The organism is Rhodoferax sp. OV413 (assembly GCF_945881795.1).
Lineage (GTDB): Bacteria > Pseudomonadota > Gammaproteobacteria > Burkholderiales > Burkholderiaceae_C > Allorhodoferax.
In genome coordinates this window covers 1-21078 of the sequence record NZ_CAMCVG010000038.1, presented here as the reverse complement: position 1 = coordinate 21078, position 21078 = coordinate 1, and the positions used below count along the sequence as shown (strand labels likewise).

22 protein-coding genes, 1 rRNA gene and 2 pseudogenes are annotated in these 21078 nt (G+C 56.0%); 3 read left to right on the top strand and 22 right to left on the bottom strand.

What is annotated here, in order from left to right:
- Positions 1–134 (bottom strand): 16S ribosomal RNA (locus Q0O05_RS06555); the annotation flags it as partial.
- A gap of 424 nt (positions 135–558) precedes the next feature.
- Positions 559–1702: pseudogene (locus Q0O05_RS06550) on the bottom strand (IS3 family transposase).
- A 112-nt stretch (positions 1703–1814) separates the two neighbouring features.
- Between Q0O05_RS06550 and Q0O05_RS06545 the strand changes: the two are divergent.
- A pseudogene (locus Q0O05_RS06545) lies at positions 1815–1919 on the top strand (IS3 family transposase); the annotation flags it as partial.
- Positions 1920–2076: 157 nt separating this feature from the next.
- On the opposite strand, the gene Q0O05_RS06540 reads toward Q0O05_RS06545, so the two are convergent.
- The 7 genes from Q0O05_RS06540 to Q0O05_RS06510 form a co-directional block, all read right to left on the bottom strand.
- Positions 2077–3168 carry a chemotaxis response regulator protein-glutamate methylesterase gene (locus Q0O05_RS06540; protein WP_293661401.1) on the bottom strand — a complete coding sequence of 364 codons (1092 nt, stop codon included), beginning with the start codon at positions 3166–3168 and terminating at the stop codon, positions 2077–2079.
- Positions 3169–3174: 6 nt separating this feature from the next.
- Positions 3175–3873, bottom strand: coding sequence for a chemoreceptor glutamine deamidase CheD (cheD, locus tag Q0O05_RS06535; protein WP_293661400.1), 699 nt, complete (start codon positions 3871–3873; stop codon positions 3175–3177).
- A gap of 32 nt (positions 3874–3905) precedes the next feature.
- Positions 3906–4742 carry a CheR family methyltransferase gene (locus Q0O05_RS06530; RefSeq protein ID WP_293661398.1) on the bottom strand — a complete coding sequence of 279 codons (837 nt, stop codon included), beginning with the start codon at positions 4740–4742 and terminating at the stop codon, positions 3906–3908.
- Between the two features lie 64 nt (positions 4743–4806).
- On the bottom strand, positions 4807–5289 hold the full coding sequence (locus tag Q0O05_RS06525; protein ID WP_293661396.1) for a chemotaxis protein CheW: 483 nt from the start codon (positions 5287–5289) through the stop codon (positions 4807–4809).
- 23 nt (positions 5290–5312) lie between these two features.
- Positions 5313–7457: a chemotaxis protein CheW gene (locus tag Q0O05_RS06520; RefSeq protein WP_293661394.1), complete on the bottom strand. Its 2145-nt coding sequence runs from the start codon at positions 7455–7457 to the stop codon at positions 5313–5315.
- A 42-nt stretch (positions 7458–7499) separates the two neighbouring features.
- Positions 7500–7862 carry a response regulator gene (locus tag Q0O05_RS06515; protein WP_293661392.1) on the bottom strand — a complete coding sequence of 121 codons (363 nt, stop codon included), beginning with the start codon at positions 7860–7862 and terminating at the stop codon, positions 7500–7502.
- 37 nt (positions 7863–7899) lie between these two features.
- Positions 7900–8343, bottom strand: coding sequence for a hypothetical protein (locus tag Q0O05_RS06510; protein WP_293661390.1), 444 nt, complete (start codon positions 8341–8343; stop codon positions 7900–7902).
- A gap of 210 nt (positions 8344–8553) precedes the next feature.
- Between Q0O05_RS06510 and Q0O05_RS06505 the strand changes: the two genes are divergently transcribed.
- Both Q0O05_RS06505 and Q0O05_RS06500 read left to right on the top strand, forming a co-directional pair.
- The gene (locus tag Q0O05_RS06505; RefSeq protein WP_293661388.1) at positions 8554–9639 is read left to right on the top strand and encodes an ATP-binding protein; all 1086 of its coding nucleotides are present in this window, start codon (positions 8554–8556) and stop codon (positions 9637–9639) included.
- Positions 9636–10265, top strand: a complete 630-nt coding sequence (locus tag Q0O05_RS06500; RefSeq protein WP_293661386.1) for a response regulator transcription factor — start codon at positions 9636–9638, stop codon at positions 10263–10265. The genes Q0O05_RS06505 and Q0O05_RS06500 overlap by 4 nt, the downstream gene beginning before the upstream one ends.
- A gap of 12 nt (positions 10266–10277) precedes the next feature.
- Here the strand turns inward: Q0O05_RS06500 and fliR are convergent, their stop codons facing one another.
- The 13 genes from fliR to fliF form a co-directional block, all read right to left on the bottom strand.
- Positions 10278–11045 carry a flagellar biosynthetic protein FliR gene (gene fliR, locus Q0O05_RS06495; RefSeq protein WP_293661385.1) on the bottom strand — a complete coding sequence of 256 codons (768 nt, stop codon included), beginning with the start codon at positions 11043–11045 and terminating at the stop codon, positions 10278–10280.
- A gap of 13 nt (positions 11046–11058) precedes the next feature.
- Complete coding sequence (gene fliQ / locus Q0O05_RS06490; protein ID WP_293661383.1) at positions 11059–11328, bottom strand: flagellar biosynthesis protein FliQ; 270 nt, start codon at positions 11326–11328, stop codon at positions 11059–11061.
- Between the two features lie 9 nt (positions 11329–11337).
- Positions 11338–12108 (bottom strand): flagellar type III secretion system pore protein FliP, encoded by a 771-nt coding sequence (gene fliP, locus Q0O05_RS06485; RefSeq protein ID WP_293661405.1) that lies wholly within the window; start codon positions 12106–12108, stop codon positions 11338–11340.
- A gap of 1 nt (position 12109) precedes the next feature.
- Positions 12110–12421, bottom strand: a complete 312-nt coding sequence (locus tag Q0O05_RS06480) for a flagellar biosynthetic protein FliO (RefSeq protein WP_293661382.1) — start codon at positions 12419–12421, stop codon at positions 12110–12112.
- A 16-nt stretch (positions 12422–12437) separates the two neighbouring features.
- Positions 12438–12878 carry a flagellar motor switch protein FliN gene (gene fliN / locus Q0O05_RS06475; protein ID WP_293661380.1) on the bottom strand — a complete coding sequence of 147 codons (441 nt, stop codon included), beginning with the start codon at positions 12876–12878 and terminating at the stop codon, positions 12438–12440.
- Entirely contained in the window at positions 12868–13872 is a 1005-nt protein-coding gene (fliM, locus tag Q0O05_RS06470) for a flagellar motor switch protein FliM (protein WP_293661378.1), read from the bottom strand. Before fliM ends, fliN begins: the two co-directional genes overlap by 11 nt.
- 18 nt (positions 13873–13890) lie before the next feature.
- A complete protein-coding gene (locus tag Q0O05_RS06465) occupies positions 13891–14421 on the bottom strand; it encodes a flagellar basal body-associated FliL family protein (protein WP_293661403.1) in 531 nt (176 codons plus the stop codon).
- A 179-nt stretch (positions 14422–14600) separates the two neighbouring features.
- Complete coding sequence (locus Q0O05_RS06460; RefSeq protein ID WP_293661376.1) at positions 14601–15752, bottom strand: flagellar hook-length control protein FliK; 1152 nt, start codon at positions 15750–15752, stop codon at positions 14601–14603.
- Positions 15749–16216, bottom strand: coding sequence for a flagellar export protein FliJ (gene fliJ, locus Q0O05_RS06455; RefSeq protein ID WP_293661374.1), 468 nt, complete (start codon positions 16214–16216; stop codon positions 15749–15751). Before fliJ ends, Q0O05_RS06460 begins: the two co-directional genes overlap by 4 nt.
- 24 nt (positions 16217–16240) lie before the next feature.
- Positions 16241–17671 carry a flagellar protein export ATPase FliI gene (gene fliI, locus Q0O05_RS06450; RefSeq protein ID WP_293661372.1) on the bottom strand — a complete coding sequence of 477 codons (1431 nt, stop codon included), beginning with the start codon at positions 17669–17671 and terminating at the stop codon, positions 16241–16243.
- Positions 17655–18380, bottom strand: coding sequence for a flagellar assembly protein FliH (locus Q0O05_RS06445; RefSeq protein WP_293661370.1), 726 nt, complete (start codon positions 18378–18380; stop codon positions 17655–17657). The genes fliI and Q0O05_RS06445 overlap by 17 nt, the downstream gene beginning before the upstream one ends.
- Positions 18380–19381 (bottom strand): flagellar motor switch protein FliG, encoded by a 1002-nt coding sequence (fliG, locus tag Q0O05_RS06440; RefSeq protein WP_293661368.1) that lies wholly within the window; start codon positions 19379–19381, stop codon positions 18380–18382. Before fliG ends, Q0O05_RS06445 begins: the two co-directional genes overlap by 1 nt.
- 21 nt (positions 19382–19402) lie before the next feature.
- Positions 19403–21064 carry a flagellar basal-body MS-ring/collar protein FliF gene (gene fliF, locus Q0O05_RS06435; protein ID WP_293661402.1) on the bottom strand — a complete coding sequence of 554 codons (1662 nt, stop codon included), beginning with the start codon at positions 21062–21064 and terminating at the stop codon, positions 19403–19405.
- Positions 21065–21078: the final 14 nt, after the last annotated feature.

The following is a 21078-nucleotide window of genomic DNA, read 5'->3' as shown; positions in this document are numbered from 1 at the left end:
CCCCACGACTGGGCACGTTCCGATATATTACTCACCCGTTCGCCACTCGTCAGCTTAACCTGTTACCGTTCGACTTGCATGTGTAAGGCATGCCGCCAGCGTTCAATCTGAGCCAGGATCAAACTCTATAGTTCGATCTTGAATTTTTTCGCTCTCTCGAGCAACTCATAAAAACGGAATTGAAGTGAACTTCACTTCTATTCTCATGAGCGTTTAAAGTCTTACGACTAGTTCCAAAAGAACTTGGCAGTCACTTTCAAACGCCCACGCTTATCGGCTGTAAATTGTTAACGATCAAGACTGAAGCACTTGGCTTCTCTAGGCTAGGCTGTGATCAGCGAAGCCTTGTATTATGACACACTTTTGACCTCTACGGCAACAAGCATGTCACTTTTTTGCTTTTTTAGTCTTGCCAGCAGCTCACGCCTGGGCAGTACTAAAAAAAACACCCCGCCACGCGACGGGGTGTGACCTTGCCCCCGAAAAAAAGTGGCCCGCCCATGACCTGCCCCCATTCCCCGTACCAATCTAAATTCCAGAAGTCCGAAGCTCGCAAGATTAACTGATCCCTGGATCTGTCTTGCAGGTTTGCTTTGAATCGGCAGTTAACTGACGATTCAAAGCGGCGAACGTTGCAGGAGGGATGCGTCCACAGCTGCTGTGTGGCCGGATCTCGTTGTAGTCGGTTCTCCATGTGGCAATGATCTGGCGGGCCTGCTCCAGCGATTCAAACCAGTTCTCGTCCAGGCACTCATCACGGAAGGTGCCGTTGAAACTCTCGATGTAGGCGTTCTGGGTCGGGCTACCCGGCTCGATCAGGATGTGTTTGATGTTGTGCTTCTGCGTCCATGTCATGAATGCCCTGCACGTGAATTCCGGTCCGTTGTCGGTTCTTACTTCCTTCGGGTAGCCCCGGAATGTGGCAGCCCTGTCCAGCAGCCGGGTGACGTACGCACCGCCGATGCCAAAATCTGCTGTGATGTCCACACATTCGTGGCTGAAGTCATCGGCCACCGTGAGACATTTGATGCGCCGTGACATGGCGCCCGGCCTGGCTATCGCATCGCCCACAAAGTCCATGCTCCAGGTCTGATTGACTGCCATAGCGGCCACTAGCGGCACGCGAACGCCAATGCGCTTGGTCTTCTTGCGCTTCCTGATCGACACTCCCTCAGCGGTGTAGATGCGGTACACCCGTTTGTGATTGATGTCGGGGTACTGCGGGCGCAGTACGTCATGGATCATGCGGTATCCCCAGCGCCTGCGTATGTGCGCGGTCTGGACAATCTGGTCGCGCAGTTCCACGTTGAGCGCACTGGTCTGGCACACATGGCGGTAAGTGTCACGGCTTAGCCCCACAAGGGTACAGGCGTGGCGTTCGGACATTCGGTATTCAGCCACCATGCGTCCTATGGCCTCGCGTTTGACTTGTGGGGCTAGCGCTTTGTGCCAAAGACGCTCTTGAGGGCGTGGATGTCCAAGTGGGTTCGGCCAGCAGCCGTTTGAGCTTGCCGTTCTCCAGTTCCAACTCGCGCAGCCGCTTGGCTTCGCTGGCGTCCATGCCCCCGTACTTGGAGCGCCATTTGTAAAACGACGCATCACTGAAACCATGCTTGCGCCCGATCTCCTTGATCGGCATGCCAGCCTCGGCCTGCCGCAGAAAACCAATGATCTGCTCTTCGCTGAATTTGCTTGTTCTCATGTCCATCATTCTCCGGGTTGATGGACTTCTTGGAAAAATGGCTGGTACGGTTTATGGGGGGCAGGTCACTTCACGTAGAACTTCCGTCTTGGAAAATTCTACTTCTGGGGCCAGTGGTTTATCGGGGGGATTACCCCACTACTACAACAATGAGCGCATCAAGCTCAAACTGAAAGGACTCAGCCCGGTAGAGTACCGGCTGAGAAACACCGCTTAGTTGGCGGAAAGGCAACCGTCCAACTTCTGGGTGTCAGTTCAAACCCGGGGCGATTCAGAGCCGCTTCTTGGCTAAGAGGTACGTCCAACAGGGGCAGGTTCAGTGTTTTGGTTTTAGTCCAAAAATTTGAGTCACCTAAATTAGGCGCACAAACGCGTTAGATTCGATGCCGGTCAGATATACCCTTTAGACGAGAGAGCAATGCAGGAGCAATCTTACTCAAGGGCAAGACCTCATCAGCGGCACCAGCGAGGATTGCTTCGCGCGGCATACCAAAAACAATACAAGATGCTTCATCTTGCACCAAGTTGTAGCTACCAGCATCCTTCATTTCTTTCATGGCATTCGCACCATCGCTGCCCATGCCAGTCAACATGACGCCAAGCGCGTTCGCACCAGCCAACTTGGCGACGGAAAGAAACAACACTTCGACCGAAGGTCTATGCCGGTTGACGAGCTCACCATCTTCAACTATGCAGACATAGTTCGCGCCACTTCGACCCAACCGAAATTGCTTACCTCCTGGTGCTATGTACGCATGTCCGGGGAGGATGCGAGAGCCATTTGACGCTTCCTGAACGGTAATTTGACAAAGCGAATTCAATCTCGCCGCAAAGCTGGTGGTGAAGCCGGCGGGCATATGCTGAGTGATCACTATAGCTGGCGCATCCGCGGGCATCTTTACAAGCACCTCTCTAATGGCTTCGGTACCGCCAGTTGAAGCACCAATACAAATCAACTTTTCGGTTGAAATACGTGTATTGGCCAACAACTGAGCGCCGCCTTGCCCGCCATCAGACACCGGCAAAGTCTGCGCATCACTCGCCAGATTGCTAAAACGCCTGACATGCGCCTTTGCAGCAATACGGATTTTCTCAACAATATCTACGGACAGCTCCTTGATTCCGTTTACCAGCCCGATTCTCGGCTTAGCAACAAAATCTACCGCCCCGAGCTCGAGAGCACGAATTGTCACATCCGCACCACGCTCTGTGAGGGTGGAGATCATGACCACTGGCATAGGCCGCAAACGCATCAAACGGGATAGAAATTCAAGTCCATCCATCTTGGGCATCTCAATATCCAGGGTAATCACATCAGGATCTAACTCCCTAATCATTTCCCGGGCAATGAGAGGATCGTTCGCTGCACCAACGCATTCCATGTCAGGCTGGCCATTCAATATCTCGGCCAACAGACTGCGAACAAGCGCCGAGTCATCAACCACAACCACACGAATTTTCTTCATGAACCGTCAGAACAAATCAACAGAACCACCAGAGTTAGATTTTGCCACGGTCGCCGCATTGCCCTTACGCTCCTCGACGACAAGCGTCTCGGGATGAGCATGGGCAAGACGCTTTACCAGCGCCTTGCCACTTGTCGGGAAAAAGCACACCTTGCGTGGATGGATATCCAAAACATCTTGGGAGACAACAGGAATCCGTTCAGTTGCCAGATAGTCGATAACGAATTGAGTATTTCGCTCGCCGACATTCATGGTGGTAAATCCGGCCATCACTTGCGCACCGCCAAAAATCTTGGCTTGCATGGTCTCACGGCGAGACCCGAGTTTGAGCATCTCGTTGATAAGCAATTCCATGGCAAACGACCCATAGCGACCGGAGCCATCCCCGCCATCGCCATCCGGAAGCATAAAGTGGTTCATTCCCCCAATGCGCGCTTTCCCGTCCCAAATACATGCGGCAATACAGGAACCCAGGACCGTCATGATTACAATTTCCTCGTTTGATACGAAATACTCACCCGGCAAAACCTTTACCGCATCATATTGGAAATGATGATCAGCATAGAAAAACGATGCCTCCCCAGGCTTGCGTGGCTGGGCCCTTAACTGATCGACACGGGACACACGTCCGCCTGCCAATACCTTCGGCCCTGCTTGGGCCAGAGGCTGTCGCGCCATCGGAGCTCCGGAATTTGAAATATTCATAGCCTAAAAATGAGTATCTGATTTAGTGACCACTAAATGCGCTCGTATACCGTTTTTCCTTTTAACGCGAACAAATCACGTGAGTCGCTGAAATTCTCTGCGTGCCCAACAAACAACATACCGCCGGGCTTCATCACCCTGTGAATGCGCTCTAAAACCCGTCTTTGAGTAGCCGAATCAAAATAAATCATAACGTTCCGGCAAAAGACCACATCAAAACTTTCGCCAAACGGCCAGTTGTCTTTAATTAGATTAACAATCAAGAAATCTACTTTCTCTCTTAGCTCACTCTTGACTCTAGCCATACCAGCATTGGATCCTTTTCCTTTAAGGAAAAATCGCTGCAATCGCGACTGATCGATCCCCTTCAACCCCTCTGTTCGGTAGACCCCTTGCGCGGCGACCTGAAGCACTTTCGAATCAATATCGCTTGCAGATATTAAGAAAAGCCGTCCTTCTCCCAGAGCCTCGAACGCAGTCATTGCAATGGAATAAGGCTCCTCACCGGTAGAGGCTGCACTGCACCAGATTCGGCATTCCCGATCGAACTTTCCTTCTTTCAAGTAACTTGCCAAAATTTCGAAATGGTGCGCCTCTCTGAAAAACGAGGTGAGATTTGTAGTAAGGGCATTGACAAACTCTTGCCATTCCGCGCCATCATTACTCTCCAACCACTGCAAATACTCTCTGAAACTGTGGTGACCCGTCTCTCTAAGTCTCCTTGACAGTCGGCTGTAAACCATTGCGTGCTTGCCATCGTGCAAACTGATACCGGCACGTTGATAAATAAGCTTTTGCACGTGATCGAAATCAGCGTTGGTCCAGAGAAATTCTCGGCCTTGCAATTCATTAGCGGCATTAATCAACATTAAGGTAAGCTAGTGAAAAGCCAATATCGAGCGGTCGCAAAAACTTCTATTAAGTTCGTCACTCTTAAATCGAGACCAAGCCCATCTCAGGCGCAGACATGAGCTTCTCTATATCCAACAAAATCAACATCCGCTCACCAATGGAGCCCAAACCCAATACAGCAGAGCTGTCGATCACACTATCTATATCGGGCGCAGCCTTCAAACTTTCTTGAGGAAGCTCCATAACATCACTGACCGAGTCGACCACAATACCTACAATTCTGCTGCGAAGGTTCAAAACGATGACAACCGTGAACGAGTTGTATTCAGCCTGAGCGCAGTTGAACTTCAGTCGCATATCCACGATGGGAACGATAGTTCCGCGCAGGTTCACAACCCCTTTGATAAAAACTGGCGCATTTGCAACGCGCGTTGGGGACTCATATCCACGAATCTCCTGAACTTTCAGAATATCGATTCCATACTCTTCCTGATCTAAGCGAAAGGTTAAATACTCCCTAGCGCCAGTAGCCGAAAGATCATTCAGTTTTTCCATCATGCCCATAACAATCTCCTAGATCTGGTCGTTTAGTGGCGTGAGCGTCGAACCAAAGCACCGGTATCGAGGATCAGCGCAACCTTGCCATCCCCGAGAATCGTAGCCCCCGAAACGTTCGGCACTTTCCGATAATTCGATTCAAGATTCTTCACAACTACTTGCTGCTGGCCCAGTAGTTCATCCACTAAGAGCGCAACCCTACTTCCGTCAGCCTCAACGACCACCATGATGTCGCAAGACTTTTCAAAATCGAACCTCGGAACCTGAAACACTTTTTCAAGCTCGATTACTGGCATGTATTCGTCACGTACCTTGACTAATTGAGACCCCTGACCGACCGTACTCACGGCATCTGGTTTGACTTGGAAGGACTCAATCACCGAAGACAACGGAAGGATATACACCTCTTCACCAACACCGACCGACATGCCATCCATGATCGCGAGAGTCAGCGGCAAGCGGACAGACACCTTCATGCCGTAACCCTCGGCTGAATCGATGTCTACTGTGCCATTCAGGGCGGTAATGTTCTTTTTGACCACGTCCATACCAACTCCGCGACCAGACACATCCGTCACGACGGCTGCGGTAGAAAAACCTGGAGCAAAAATCAACTGCCAAACTTCAGCATCGGTCATCTGGTCAGAAACATCGATGCCTCGTTCCCGCGCCTTACTTAGAATCTTGGTGCGGGAGAGGCCGCGACCGTCATCTCGAACTTCGATGACGATGGATCCCCCTTGATGCGACGCCGACAATGTGATGGTTCCAGACTCGGACTTACCAGCAGCAATTCGATCCGCAGGCATTTCAATACCGTGGTCGCAGCTATTCCGAACAAGGTGAGTGAGTGGGTCAGTGATCTTTTCAACCAATCCCTTGTCTAGTTCGGTCGCTTCACCCTGTGTCACGAACTCGACTTTTTTGCCGAGCTTGCCCGCTAAATCCCGCAGCATGCGAGGAAAGCGGCTGAACACAATCGACATCGGAATCATGCGAATGGACATGACCGACTCTTGCAAATCTCGCGTGTTTCGGTCGAGGTCTGCCAGCCCAGTGAGCAATTGCTGATAAATCGCCGGATCCAGGGCTCGACTGTTTTGGGCAAGCATCGCTTGCGTAATCACCAACTCGCCAACCAAGTTAATGAGCTGGTCCACCTTGCTAATCGCCACGCGGATGGTTGCTGCCTCGGGCTGAGCCACAATCGCAGGATTTGCCTTTGCCGCGACCTTCGGAGCGGGAGCTGAATCCTGTAGGGCGCCAGCTGGCATTGCAGCCGCTTGCACAGCTTCCGGCGCGCCGGGGGAACCATCGAAAAATCCGAAACCGGTCTCTTTGAGCACAGCCGCTGGAGTGGCAGCGGGGGCACCGGCAGCACCATCGAAAAACCCAAACCCTTGCTCCGCAGCCGCAGCCTCTGGCCGGCTGGAAATTTGAACCTTATCCCGAGAGACGTGGAATGCGAACAGATCCAGGAGCTCGTCGTCTGTCGAACCTGTTTCTGCGTGAAAAACCTTATAGGAGGGCTTTGACGAGGATGCCGCTGAAATGCTCCCCAAACCGGGTATGTCGCGAAACAGTTCTTTAATCGCGTCGGCCTGTTCAGGCTTCTCCAATGGACCAACCGAAATTTCCAGGTTGCGCTTGCCGCCAGCCTTAGGTGGGGCGGAACCAAGGGCCACAGGCGGATTCTCTGCCCTCACTACGGCAGTAGCGACCACTGCAGCGGGCTTTTGAGGCGCAAGGCTTCCGCCAGCCGCGAGAATGCTGATTCGCTGCACCAAATCACCGGTCGCGATGGCTTCACCTTCGTCTCCAGCTTGGTGACGTGCCAGCAAGCTGCGAGAAGCATCAGCCGACTCCAGCAACACATCCACCATTGCAGCGTTAGGCTGAAGCTCATGGCGACGCAAGCGATCAAGTAGCGACTCCATTTGATGGGTCAATTCAGCCACATCAGCGAAGCCAAAAGTAGCTGCCCCCCCCTTCACTGAATGGGCACAGCGGAAGATTCCATTCAGCTCTTCATCGTCTGCTGTCTCGAGGTTCAAGTTGAGCAACATTTGCTCCATTTGATCCAAGTTCTCTCCGGCCTCTTCAAAGAAGATTTGGTAGAACTGACTGAGATCGAAGTCACCCCCTGCACTACTGTCTTGATGCGTCTCGGACATGCCTAGCTCCTGTTAATGAGTTTCTGGATATACCGAGCCGAATCAGCGGATAACTTTTTTGATGACATCCAGCAACTTGGCCGGGTCAAAAGGCTTCACCAGCCAACCAGTGGCGCCCGCAGCCCGACCAGCCTGCTTCATCAAGTCACTCGACTCGGTGGTGAGCATCAAAATAGGCGTAGTCTTGAATTGCGGATGCTCGCGCAGCTTTCTAGTCAACCCGAGGCCGTCCATACGGGGCATGTTTTGATCAGTCAAGACCAAATCAAAGGTCTGCGACTGTGCTTTTTCGTAGGCATCCTGACCATCGACTGCCTCAACCACTTGATACCCAGCGCCGGTCAAAGTGAAAGAAACCATTTTTCGCATAGAGGGGGAATCATCAACGGCAAGGATTAAAGGCATGAGTTGCTCCGAAAAAAACGCGGTAATTGAATGTTTATTAGAAAAGCTCGATGGAACCAGCGTCCATCTCGTCTTGCGTAACAGGGTTAGGGCGTTCAGGCACCTCTTCGACGAAGGGCACTGCTTCGCCATCCTCGCTCCCCATAGACTCCGAGGCCAGGCGATAGGCACAACCCTGGAGAATTTTGGAAGTGTGAACGATCAGCTGTGAAGCCATGTCCTGAAACTGAAGCTCAGTCACTGCCGAATGCAGGGCACTGCGGACTTGGTCCAACTCATACGAGCTGCCCAGCGCAGGCGAAGCCAAATTGGCACTCGCGGTGGTAAACCGTTCCATGAGGTTTTCCATTGTGTGCGCCAAAAGACCATCCAAACGGGTCAAGTCATGCACAACCACCAAGAGCGAATCCTGCACTTCGGCCACCAACATAACTGGCAACTGAACGGCCGGCGCTGTAGGTGACGTCAAAGATGGGTCCATTGTCATTCTTCCTCAGTTCCTGTCTTGTTCTCTATCCTACGCTGGATTCATGACCTTCGAATTTCGATAAAACGTTAGATTAGCAGGATTCACGAATTTTGGGAAAAATCGACTACTTTGGCAGAACAAAAACCGCCCAAAATTCGCCGCCAACTCATAATCCGGAACATGATAGGCCCACACATTTTGCCCGCTCCAGAAGGAAGACAGATGACGGTGCTCCACTTAGAGGACTCCGACGTTGACCACCTCTTGGTGACGCGAGCTGCGCAAGCTTGCGGCATCAGTGGACGGTTTATCCGAGTTGAAGACAAGTCATCTCTGTTAGCGGCACTTTCCCGATATGACGCAGATGTCGTGTTGATGGACTTCAACCTGCCTGGTTTCTCGGCCATGGAGGCGTGGGCGGACATCCGCCAGCTCGATGCTCCGCCCCCGTGTGTGATCGTTTCCGGTGCCATCGGCGAGGCAGCGGCCGTGGAAGCGATACAAGCTGGCATCGGTGACTTCCTTCATAAAGACAACTTACAAGAGATTGGCCGCGTCATCATGCGCACGCTCAAGCTGCATGCTGCCCAAGCGGAACGCAAAAAGACCGCCCAGGATCTGGCCGAGTCAGAGAAGCGGATCACCCAATTGGCGCGCCACTTGCAGACCGCGCTCGAGAAGGAGCGTGCGGCGATTTCCAGAGAAATTCATGACGAGATAGGGGGGGCTCTGGCGGCGATCAAGCTGGACCTTGCATGGATCGGCCGCCATTCCGCCCAAGCGGAGACACTGCAGCGCGTCGACTCGGCGCAAGACATGGTTCGACAGGCCCTCGTCGCCACACAACGCATCATGCAGAACACCCGCCCCGCAATCCTTGACCAGGGACTGGGCCCCAGCGTTCAGTGGCTTTGCGAGGCGCACTCGCGGCGCACAGGCGCCAGCGTGAAGTTGAGCTGCGAGCTCCGGGCTGAAAACCTGCCTGATGCCGTTCGCCTCGGAGCCTATCGAACGGTGCAGGAGACCCTGACTAACGCGGGAAAATACGCACCGAACAGCAGTGTGAATGTCGAAATGTCAGACGCAGGGGGCGTATTGACCGTGGAAATCACGGACACCGGGCCGGGATTTGAGTCACACCGGCTCGAAGAGACACCCGGGTTCGGCCTTAAAGGTTTGAACGAGAGGGCCCATGCGATTGGCGGTTGGCTCGATGTGAGCAGCCAGCCCGGGCGTGGCACGCGGATTACCCTGACAGCACCACTATTGATGCCGGCTTTAAACCCACCACTTGAGAGCAATCAATGATCCAAGTAGTTCTGTGTGATGACCACGCCATGATCCGCAGGGGGATCCGGGACACATTGACGGACTCCGGGGAGATCCATGTTTCGGGTGAAGCCGCGAATCACACTGAGCTTCGTGAGGTGTTACGGTCTGCCCCCTGCGAAGTCCTCGTGCTAGACCTGAACTTGCCAGGTCGTAGCGGGCTGGAGGTGATGGCCGCACTCAAGGATTCGCACCCCCACATCAAAACACTGATCGTGTCCATGTTTGCAGAGGACCAGTACGCCATCCGGTGCCTTCGGGCTGGAGCTTCTGGCTACTTGAACAAGGCCGGAGATCCCGCCGAGCTGGTGATAGCGGTCAAAACCATTCGTGCAGGCCGAAAATACGTCACGCCCTCGGTCTCAGAGATGCTGGTAGACCAGTTGGCTGCGCCAAGTGTTGAGACCTTGCATTCGCGGCTGTCTGAGCGGGAGTTGCAAACGCTGATCAAGATTGCATCTGGCAAAAAGCTATCCGACATCGCTGAAGAGCTCATGCTGAGCCCCAAAACAGTCAGCGTCTACCGGGCTCGTCTCCTGGAAAAACTAGCCTTGGCCAACAACGCGGAACTCACGGTGTACGCCATCCGCAACGCCCTGGTTTGAACAGTTTGAACGCTACCCGGAAACAAACAATCCAATCACACGGGTCATCAAAGCGGTGAAAGGCTGATCCAGCATCGGGAGCGTGACCGCGATGCCTACGATTCCGACCACAAGCGTGATGGGGAATCCGATCGCAAAGATGTTCATTTGCGGGGCGACCCTCGAGATGATGCCGAGTGCCATATTGGTGAACAACAAAATGCCGACCATCGGCAGGGCAATCCAGAGCGCGCTGGCAAAGACCTCTGCCCCGAGCTTTTGCAGCTGCATGGCAGCCAACGCATCCAAGAAGTGAGGAGAAACGGGGAACGCCACAAAACTCTGGGTCACTGCCATCATGACCAGCAAGTGCCCATTAAGCACCACAAACAGCAGGGATGCCATTTGCGCAAAAAACCGCGCCACGGCGCTGGACTGATTGTTCATCGATGGGTCAAAAAACGAAGCAAAGTTCAGCCCCATTTGAAAGCCGACCACCTCACCGGCCAACTCCACTGAAGAAAAAACCAAGCGGACTGCAAAGCCAATCGTCAGGCCGATCACCACCTGTTGTAAGACCACCGCAAGAGCGGCCGGGTCGTTAAACGGAACCACAGGGGCTTCCGGCAAACTCGCCTGAACCGCCAAGGCCACCAGCAAGGAAAGACCAATCTTGGCCCGCAGCGGAAAGGCCCTCGAGGACAGCACTGGCGCAGATGTAAACACCGCCAGAACCCGTAAGAATGGCCAGATGATGGGTGAAATCCACTGCGCAATTTGCGCTTCATCGAAGGAAATCACGGGGGCGCTAGTGTCAGACCACAGAGGCCGGAATAGCTTCCAAAATCCGGCGGATGTACTCCACCAGCATGGTGAGCATCCATGGACCAGCGATTGCGAAGACAGCAATGACGGCCACCAGCTTGGGCACAAAGGCCAGCGTTGCCTCGTTAATCTGGGTCACAGCCTGAAAAAGGCTGACCAGCAAGCCCACAATCAAAGCAGCAGCCAACACTGGCGCTGACACCATGAGCAGCATCAGCAACGCCTCTTGGCCCATGGTTAAAACGGCTTGTGCGTTCATATCAGCACGTCAGGTTACGAAACTTGCTGCGAGGGAACCGATAAGCAAATTCCAGCCATCCGCCAAAACAAAAAGCATGAGCTTGAAGGGCAGCGCCACCAACACAGGGGACAACATCATCATGCCCAGCGACATCAAAATGCTGGCAACCACGATGTCGATCACCAAAAAGGGAATAAAAATCATGAACCCGATCTGAAATGCCGACTTCAGCTCACTGATGACGAAGGCGGGAACAAGTACCCGGATCGGCGCAGTTTCGGCGGTGACATCCGGTGGCAACTTGGCCAGCTTGGCAAACAACGAAAAGTCTGACTGCCGGGTCTGCTTCACCATGAAACCCCGGATCGGTGCCTCAGCCTTTTGCAGCGCTTGATCGAAGGGCATGGTGCCCTGTGAATACGGCAAGTAAGCGTCCGCATAGATGCGGTCAAAGGTTGGCCCCATTACAAAGAGTGTCAAAAACAAGGAAAGCCCAATAATGACCTGGTTGGGCGGCGCCGACTGGGTGCCCAAGGCCTGCCGCAATAGGGACAACACAATTACGATGCGGGTAAAGCCCGTCATCAAAAGCAGCACCGCAGGAATGAAAGACAGCGCTGTGAAAAAAAGCAGGGTTTGAATGGGTACAGAAAAATTCGTCCCGCCTTGGCCGGTTCCGATTAACAGGGGCAGTTGACCGGGCGCTTGTGCCGAGGCCGAAAATGCAGCCAAGGCCAGTGTTGCGCCCAAAAGAAAGCGCAATCCGATCCTCAGAAAAATTAGCGAACCCAAGCGCATATCAGTCACGGGTTCCTGTAGCTTCGGCTGCTTCGGTCATGCCTATGGCTGAAGCGGGAGCCACTGCAGTGTGCAAGCACTGAATACCCGCCGAACTCACTCCCAAAACCAACCAAACCCTCGCATTCGCGGGTCCGACCTCAACAGTCACCACCCGCTGATGCGGACCCACAGAGACCGCAGAAACAAATCGATTTTGAGTGCCCTCCAAGCGCAGGCCGTTCGGGACTCTCGCTTTCAACCATTTGAGGAAAAACGGCAAGCAGGCGAGCACGATCAGGAACCCGATGACCGGGATTAGCTGCGTGGACATGGGCACCACCGCTTACTCAGTGCCGGCTGACGCGCTTGAGCCGCTCAGAAGGCGTGACCACGTCGGTCAGCCGGATGCCGAACTTGTCGTTCACCACCACCACCTCACCCTGGGCAATCAGGTAGCCGTTCACCAGCACATCCATAGGCTCGCCCGCCAGGGCATCAAGCTCCACGACAGACCCTTGGCCCAGTTGCAATATGTGCTTGATGGGCACCTTGGTGCGACCAAGCTCAACGGACAGTTGCACGGGAATGTCGAGCACCATGTTGATGTCGTTGACATGACCCTCGCCGCTCGAGCTGAAGGGCTTGGGAGAGTCGCCGGAGAGCGGTCCGCCAGAGGACATGTCCGATCCGCCATCGCTGGATTTTTGCTCCATCAAGGCCTCGGCCCAATCCGCCATGCCCTCGTCACCCGCACCCAGAGTATCGTCCGGTTTATCTTCAGATGGCATTACGTTCTCCTAACCAGGTTTGATCATTTCCACGAAGCGCTTTTTCAATGCGAATCGCGTACTTGGAATTGTGCGTTCCGTATTGGCACTCAAAAATCGGAACTCCATCTACAGTGGCCTGGATGCGTGGCGCGCGGTCGAGTTCGATAAAGTCGCCTTTTTTCATGCCCAGCAGTTGCTCCACAGTCGCATCCGCGCGAGCCAACTCGGCCACGATAGTGACTTCAGCCGCCTGAATTTCGCGGGTCAACACATTCACCCAACGGCGGTCCACCTCAATCGAGTCGCCCTGTGTGGATGAGTACAAAACGTCCCGAATGGGCTCCAGCGTGGAGTAGGGAAAGCTGAAGTGAATCGATCCGCTGATGTCACCGATTTCCAGCTGAAATGAGGTCGAAATCACAATCTCGCTGGGCGTCGCAATGTTGGCAAATTGCGGCTGCATCTCAGAGCGCTGGTAGTCCAACTCCAAAGGGTAAATGCCCTTCCAAGCGTTCTTGTATTCACTGGTAATCACATCCACCAGCCGGTTGATCACGCGCTGCTCCGTAGCAGAGAAGTCGCGCCCCTCAATGCGGGTCTGAAACTTGCCAATGCCACCGTACAAGGTGTCGATCACACCGAACACCAAGGCTGGCTCGCACACCACCAGACCACTGCCGCGCAGAGGCCGGATGGCCACGATATTGAAGTTAGTGGGAACTGCCAACTCACGCAGGAAAGCGCTGTAACGCTGCACCACCACAGGGCCCACCGAAATTTCAGGGCTGCGACGGATGAAATTGAACAGCCCTACGCGGAGGTTGCGGGCAAAACGTTCGTTCACGATCTCCATCGTGGGCATTCGCCCGCGAACAATCCGCTCCTGGCTGGAGATGTTGTAAGCGCGTACCTCACCGCTCTCTGCTTCTTCTTCTACGGTTTTCTGGCTCTCGCCGGTAACACCTTCCAGAAGGGCATCAACTTCTTCCTGAGAAAGAAACGATTCGCTCATGACAAGTCTGGCTGTCCTTTACTGAACGATAAAACTGGAAAACAAAACACCAGTCACAGGGTACTCCACTTGCACCACTTTCTTCTTCTTTTTCTTCTTGGAGCTTGTACCCTCGTCTTCATCCTCCCAGCTGCCGCCAAACGGAATGGAAGCTGCCCTCAGAATGTCTTCGATGAGTTTTTCCTTGCCCTCAGCCGTTAGCAACTCATCCGCGGTACGCTGAGAAATCAGCATCAGCACACTGCTGCGAATCGTGGGGAGGTAAGCCTTCACCATGTCGGAAGTCTTAGCATCCGCCACCTCCAGCGTTACGCCGATCTGTGCAACCCGTTCGCCCCCCGGGTCTGCCAGATTCACCACCATGGAGTCCATGGGCAAATAAGCGGGGGGAACCTTTTTCTCGTCGCGTGCAGCAGCCTTTTTCACCGGCGCTGGCGCGGCTTCTTCAGCCCCCTCTTCGGTGTCTGCCTTTTGCTTGCTGATCATAAAAAAGGCGGCTCCGCCCCCCACGACCAGCAGTAGCGTTGCAACCACAATGATGATGAGCATCTTCTTGCTTTTTGCTGGCGGCTTGGCCGCATCATCGGCCGCTGGGGCCGCTTCAGGTTTCGCAGACACGTGTACACCTCATTTTCATAGCGTTCACCGCATTATTCATGCGCCTTCAGGGCCATAAGCATGGATAAAGAGGATTATTCATTTGCAACCGCCATTGTCGCCAATCTCTCTTACACATAGAGGTCTACAGTGCGTCCGGGGCCTGAAGAACGTAGGGGCTGCGCAGTTGGAGCCAACTCAGCCGCGTCCACAACGCCAACCTTCCAGCCCGACCGTTGGCCTTCGCCCTGTTGTCGTTGCTGTGCCCCACCCGAATCAGAGGTCCCCACCGACACACTGGAAAGCGCCACCCCCTGGCGGCTCAGCGCCTCCTGCAATTGTTCGGTCGCATTGGCCAAAGCCTCGCGCGCTTGGGACTCGTCCGTCCGGAATATGACCTGAGCTTCGTTGCCCTGCATCGAAATGCTCACTTCCACCGGATTCAGGCCCAGACCGTCTAAGGTCATTTCTGCCTTCTGAATGTCTTGCCCGATCCAATAATTCACTTGCTCAGAAAACTCGCTATCTAAAGCTGCGCCGTCTGCTGTGGCCACCACGCCATCAACGCCCATCGCACCCCCTGCGCCTTGCTGATTGGCGACAGCAACAAACGGCTCGTCAGAGCCCGCTTTCGCCACCAGTGGCTGACTTTCCTGGTTTCGATCACGACCCGCCCCTAACGCTACCGCACCAGGTTCAGGGGTTTTAGCCATGGACGCCACCAGCTCTTGTATGAATTTGACGACTTTTTCCGGCAACACTTCCTTCGCTGCCTCATGGCCGGAAGCACCGGCGTTCGCTGATTGACCGGACGTGGCATCGCTCAGTGCGAACTTTCCACCGGTCAACCCGTCCAACGCTGCCTGGCCGGTCTTGGCAGAGTCAAGCCCCCCATTCACTGCCCCGGATGCCGCACCACCCACAGCAGAAAGTGAGCCCGGATGCAGCGCACGCCCTTTACCGACGGGTTTGGCCGGCCCTTCGGGCGTTACCACCGAAGCCGAAGGCACCGGTGCCTGAGCAAGCAGCAAAGCCGGATCCACCAAGCCTTCGCCGCCATGCACCCGGAGCTTCTCCAAGCGATCAACAACGGCCAGCACGGCTTCGGCAGCGTCAGGCACAACGCTGGCGGCGGCGTCCTCTAAGGCTCCAAAGATGGACAAAAAGCTCGTTGTGCCGTCGGTAGATTGCGCGGCGTTGTGTCCATTTCTCTTGCCGGCACCGGGTTCGCTGGCTTTAGAGGCTTCGGTTGAAGAAGCCTTGCTGCTTACTTCCATGCTCATCGTGCATCACCTTGTTGGAGTTGGGCGCGCGTACGCGCAAAAAGTTGAGCCGCCATCTCATCCATGGCTGACTGCTCTCGCCGCCGGGCCACCAGTTGCGCCTCTGCACGGCGCTTCTGGAGTACGTTTTTCAATCCCGCCACTCGGCTCTCGGCCTTCTGCAACTGCTGGCGCACGTTGTCGCTTTGTCGTCGCAAGTTAGTAATCACTCCGTCCTGCATGCCCATGGCCTGTTGCAAGCGGTCGCTAAACTGGTAGTGGTGCTTGACCAACTCAGCAGACAGGCCCACGGAGCCCGTATGGACCCACCGTTGGTCGGTGTCGCTGGCATAAGCGCGAAGCTGCTCCAGCTGGTCCATTGCCGACTGCACACGTTGTTGGCTCTGGGTCAGCGTACGGAGGATCTCGTCGCGCCGGCGCTCCGCCTGCGCAATGGCCAGCAGCAGCCCGGAAGAATCAGCCATGGTCGGCGCTCCGGTCTACCCGGCTCATGGCAAGGCCTCCACCGCAGTGCTCATGGCCAACTGCGCCAAGGTCTGCTCCATCGGCGCTGCTTCAAACATATCTTGCTGCAAAAACTGTAGCATTCCAGGCTGTAGCGCAATGGCTTCGTCCAATACGGGGTCAGATCCCTGCGCATACGCACCGATCTGCACCAGGTCGCGACCCTTCTGGTACTTGGAGTACAGGCTGCGAAACCGGCGGGCATTTTCAAAGTGCCCGCGGTCCACCACGTTGTGCATCACCCGCGAGGCGGATTGCTCCACATCTATGGCGGGGTAATGCCCCTCCTCGGCCAGCGCTCGGGACAGCACGATGTGGCCGTCCAGAATCGCCCGCGCCGCATCCGCAATCGGGTCCTGTTGGTCGTCTCCCTCGGAGAGCACCGTGTAGAACGCCGTAATCGACCCGACGCCATTCAGCCCGTTGCCGCTGCGCTCGACCAGCTGAGGCAGCTTGGCAAAGCACGAAGGGGGGTAGCCCTTGGTTGCCGGCGGCTCGCCAATAGCCAGGGCTATTTCACGCTGCGCCATGGCATAGCGGGTGAGCGAATCCATGAGCAGCAGCACATGCCGGCCCTGATCACGGAAGTGCTCTGCAATGGCCGTCGCGTAGGTGGCGCCCTGCATGCGCAGCAGCGGCGGAGCATCCGCAGGCGCTGCCACTACCACCGATCGCGCCCGGCCGTCTTCCCCCAATATGTCTTCAATGAATTCCTTGACTTCCCGGCCCCGCTCTCCAATCAGCCCCACCACAATCACATCGGCTTGGGTGTACCGGGCCATCATGCCCAGCAGCACGCTCTTGCCCACGCCCGATCCGGCAAACAGGCCCAGCCGTTGCCCGCGCCCCACAGTGAGCAAGGCATTGATGCTGCGCACGCCGGTATCCAAAGCCTCGCGCACCGGTGCGCGGTCCATCGCGTTGATCGGCTTTCGGTCCAAGACCTGCGCGTTCACATCGGTCAAGGGGCCCATGCGGTCCATCGGGAAACCTTGCGAATCCACCACACGCCCTAGCAAGCCATTGCCAAGGGGTAGGCGCAACATACCTAAGTTCGATGCGTCTGCGAGCGCTGGTGTCTGGCCCAACCGAGGTACCGGCACAAAAGCCGGAGCCGCCGACACAGCTGCTCCGCTGGAGAGCCCATGCAGGTCGCCAGCGGGCATCAGGTAAGCCCGCTCTCCCGCAAAGCCCACCACCTCGGCCAACACAGGCTCGCGGGATTTCATGGTCACCAGGCATTGCGAGCCCACCGGCACGCGTATGCCGCTAGCCTCCAGCACCAAGCCGGTGAGCTTGGTCAGGGTGCCGCGCACTTCCAGCGAGGTGTCGGCGCGCACTGCCGCGCATGCCTGCGACAGAAAGGCTGCCCAAGCGTCAGGCGTGCCTTGGGGGGTGTTATTCGGCGACTGCATCTGCGTCTTCCCAAGGCGCATCCAGCCCCAAGGTTGCCACCGTTTTGCGCCAACGCTGCTCCACCGTGCCGTCCACCACCGTGCCTGCAGATTCGACCAGACAGCCGCCACGGCTGACTCCACTGTCGGGCACAAGCGTCAACGACAAATGAGAAAACTCCTGCCGCAATACGTCGGACAGCGCCTCCACATCCGTGGGATTCATGCGCACCAGCGCTGCTTTGCTGTCAATCGCCAACACGCTAACAGCTTCCCGCACCACGGGTTGCAGGGTATTGGGGTTGGTTGCCATTTCGTGGCGCAGCACCTGGCGCGCAATGGCGCAGGCCAGCTCCAGTACCCCTTGCGCCATGGCTTGTTCGGATTCGGCCAGTTGCTTTTGGGCGGTTTCAAACAGCCTGGCAAGACTCTCTGAGGCGGTCTTTCCTTGGTTGGCAATGTAATCATTGAGCTGGCGCTGCCCGTCCAGGGTGGCTTGCGCGTGCCCTTGGGCATAGCCTTCGGCGTACCCTTCTGCGTGGCCTTTTGCGTGGCCCTCAGAAAAAGACGACTGGCGAAGCAAAGTGTCCTTCGCTTGCTCTTCAGCCAACGCCTGCGCAGCCAACTTAGCTGCAAAGCGCGAAGATGCCTTGTCAACATCTCCAAACTCCCACCCCACCGCCGAGCTAACGGACTCACCGGGAATAAATCGCGCCTGGTTCCGGCTCATCAGACCATGGCGTCGTCGCCACCCCCGCCGCCAATAACAATTTGTCCCTCGTCGGCCAAACGCCGCACGGTCTTGAGAATTTCTTTCTGCTGCGCTTCCACTTCCGACAGGCGCATCGGCCCGCGGGACTCCAAGTCTTCTTTGAGTGTTGCGGCAGCGCGGGTCGACATATTGGCCAGAATCTTGTCTTTGAGCTCCGGCTGCGCCCCCTTGAGCGCCACGATCAGCATGTCGGACGACACCTCTTTAAGCACCATCTGAATCGCCTTGTCGTCCAGCTTGCTCAGGTCGTCGAACACAAACATCTTGTCCATGATCTTTTGAGCCAGATCCGCATCGTGGTTGCGAATTGACTCAATGACCGTGCCCTCAATCGCAGTGCCCAGCATGTTGATCATCTCGGCTGCCGTCTTTACGCCGCCCAGCGAGGACTTGCGAATCTTGTCGCCACCCGCCAGCACCTTGAACAACACCTCGTTCAGGTCCTTCAGGGCGGTGGGCTGGATGCCTTCCATAGTGGCTACCCGCAACATAACTTCATTGCGCTGGCGCTCTGTCAGGTGCTTCAGCACATCCGCCGCCTGGTCGTAGTCAAGGTGCACCAGGATGGCGGCCACAATTTGCGGGTGTTCGTTGCGCAATAGCTCGGCTACCGAGAGCGGATCCATCCACTTCAAGCTCTCAATGCCGGACACATCGCCGCCCTGCAAGATCCGGTCAATCAGCAGAGCCGCCTTGTCGTCGCCCAGCGCGAGCTTCAGCACCGAGCGAACATAGTCGCCCGAGTTAGACACCAACAGGCTTTGCGACGCCGCTATGCCGGTGAATTTTTCTACAACGTCGTCCACGCGGTCGCGGGTCAGCTGCGTGGTCTTGGCAATGGCCTCGCCCAAGCGCTGTACTTCTTTGGGCGAGAGGTGCTTGAACACCTCGGAGGCCTCGGCCTCGCCCAAAGACATCATCAATATCGCCGCGTCCTGGAGTCCGTCTTCGTTTGGCATGGTCGTATTTTGCGCCCGCCCTTAGGCTGGAGCTTCTCCATTGATCCAAGTCTTCACAATATTGGCCACGGCGGCCGGGTTGTCGCGGGTTAGCTTTCTGGCGTCTTCGAGGCGCAATTCGGCAGCCGTTGGCTCTTGCGTGCCATTGACGGTGCCCGGGCCGGATAGTTGTGGCCGATCCGGCTGGTCGTTCTCCAAGGCGTCCAGCTGCGCCAAATCCGCGCTTTCTTCCAGCTCGGTGATCACCTGCGCCGGCTGGTTCAACGCCTTCATTGCGGGCCGAACCACACCCAATAAAACCAGCGCCGCTAAACCGAGGGTGCCCAAAGGCCAGGCCAGGCTGCGAGCCAAGTCTTGAACCTCAGGTTGGCGCCACACTGGCGTGTCATTGGCTGCTACCTTTTCAGGCGCAAACGGAGCGTTCATCAAATTGACGGAGTCCCCACGGTCCTGGCTAAAGCCCACCGTCTCGCGCACCAGCGCTGTCATTTTCTCCAGCTGCGCTTCGGTGAGCGGTACGCTGGTCGGCACGCCCTTGGCGTCTACGCCGGTCTGGTTGTTCAACACCACGGCTGCGGTAATGCGCTTGATGACCCCCACCGCGCCCTTGGTCACCTTGATGGTCTTGTCCACCTCGTAATTGACGATGGACTCTTTCTTCGACGAGTTGTTAGCGGTGCTGGTCTGGCCGTTGGCCGCAAGCGTCTGCGGCTGGCCGTTGATGGGGGCTGCGGCTTGGGCGGGTGGCTGGTTGGTTGTGGCGCCGGGAACACCTGCAGGCGGCGTGGCTTGGGTGCCGTTGGTACTTTCTACCAGCTGTTGGCTACGCACCGCGCTGCTGTCGGGCGACTGGTTAGGCCGGTGCGACTCGGTGGTGCTCTCGGTCTGAGAAAAATCAAGCTCCGCGGTCACCTGCGCTTTAACGTTTTGCTTGCCTACTAGCGGCTCCAGCATATCCATGATGCGGCGGCTGTAGAGCTGTTCGATGTGTTGTACGTATTGGAGCTGCTCCGCATCCACCCCCGCCGCCGCCTCGGGGTTTGCAGATAGCAGCTTGCCTGTGTCATCCAAAACGCTCACCGCATTGGGGTTCATTTCCGGCACGCTGGATGCCACCAAATGCACTATGCCCGCCAGCTGGTTTTTATCCAGCGCTCGGCCCGGGTGCAGGCTCAGCAGCACCGAGGCGGAGGGCTTTTGTTGTTCCCGAAAAAACCCATTCTGGTTTGGGAGCGCCAAATGCACCCGTGCGCTGGCGACGGATGCCAATGCTTGGATAGACCGGGTCAGCTCCCCTTCGAGGCCACGCTGAAACGTCAGCCGCTCCTGAAACTGCGTCATGCCAAAGCGGTTGGCTTCCATCATCTCAAAGCCGCTTACCGCGCCCTTGGGTAGGCCTTGGGAAGCGAGCTTCAGGCGCACATCGTGCACGCGCTCCGCCGGTACCATGATGGCTCCACCGCCCTCGGTGTATTTGTAAGGCACGTTCAGGGTGGTCAGCTGCGCAATCACTGCGCCGCCGTCTTTGTCTGCAAGGTTGGAGTACAACACCCGCCATTCGGTTTGCCGGCCCATCACTAGGCCCACCACCGCAATGGCTACAAAAAGGGCAATGCCCAAAGCAAGGCGGATGCGCTGCCCCTGGTCCAGAGCCGTGAGGCGCTGGCCCAAAGTGGGGTTCACAGGGAGTGCGGCAA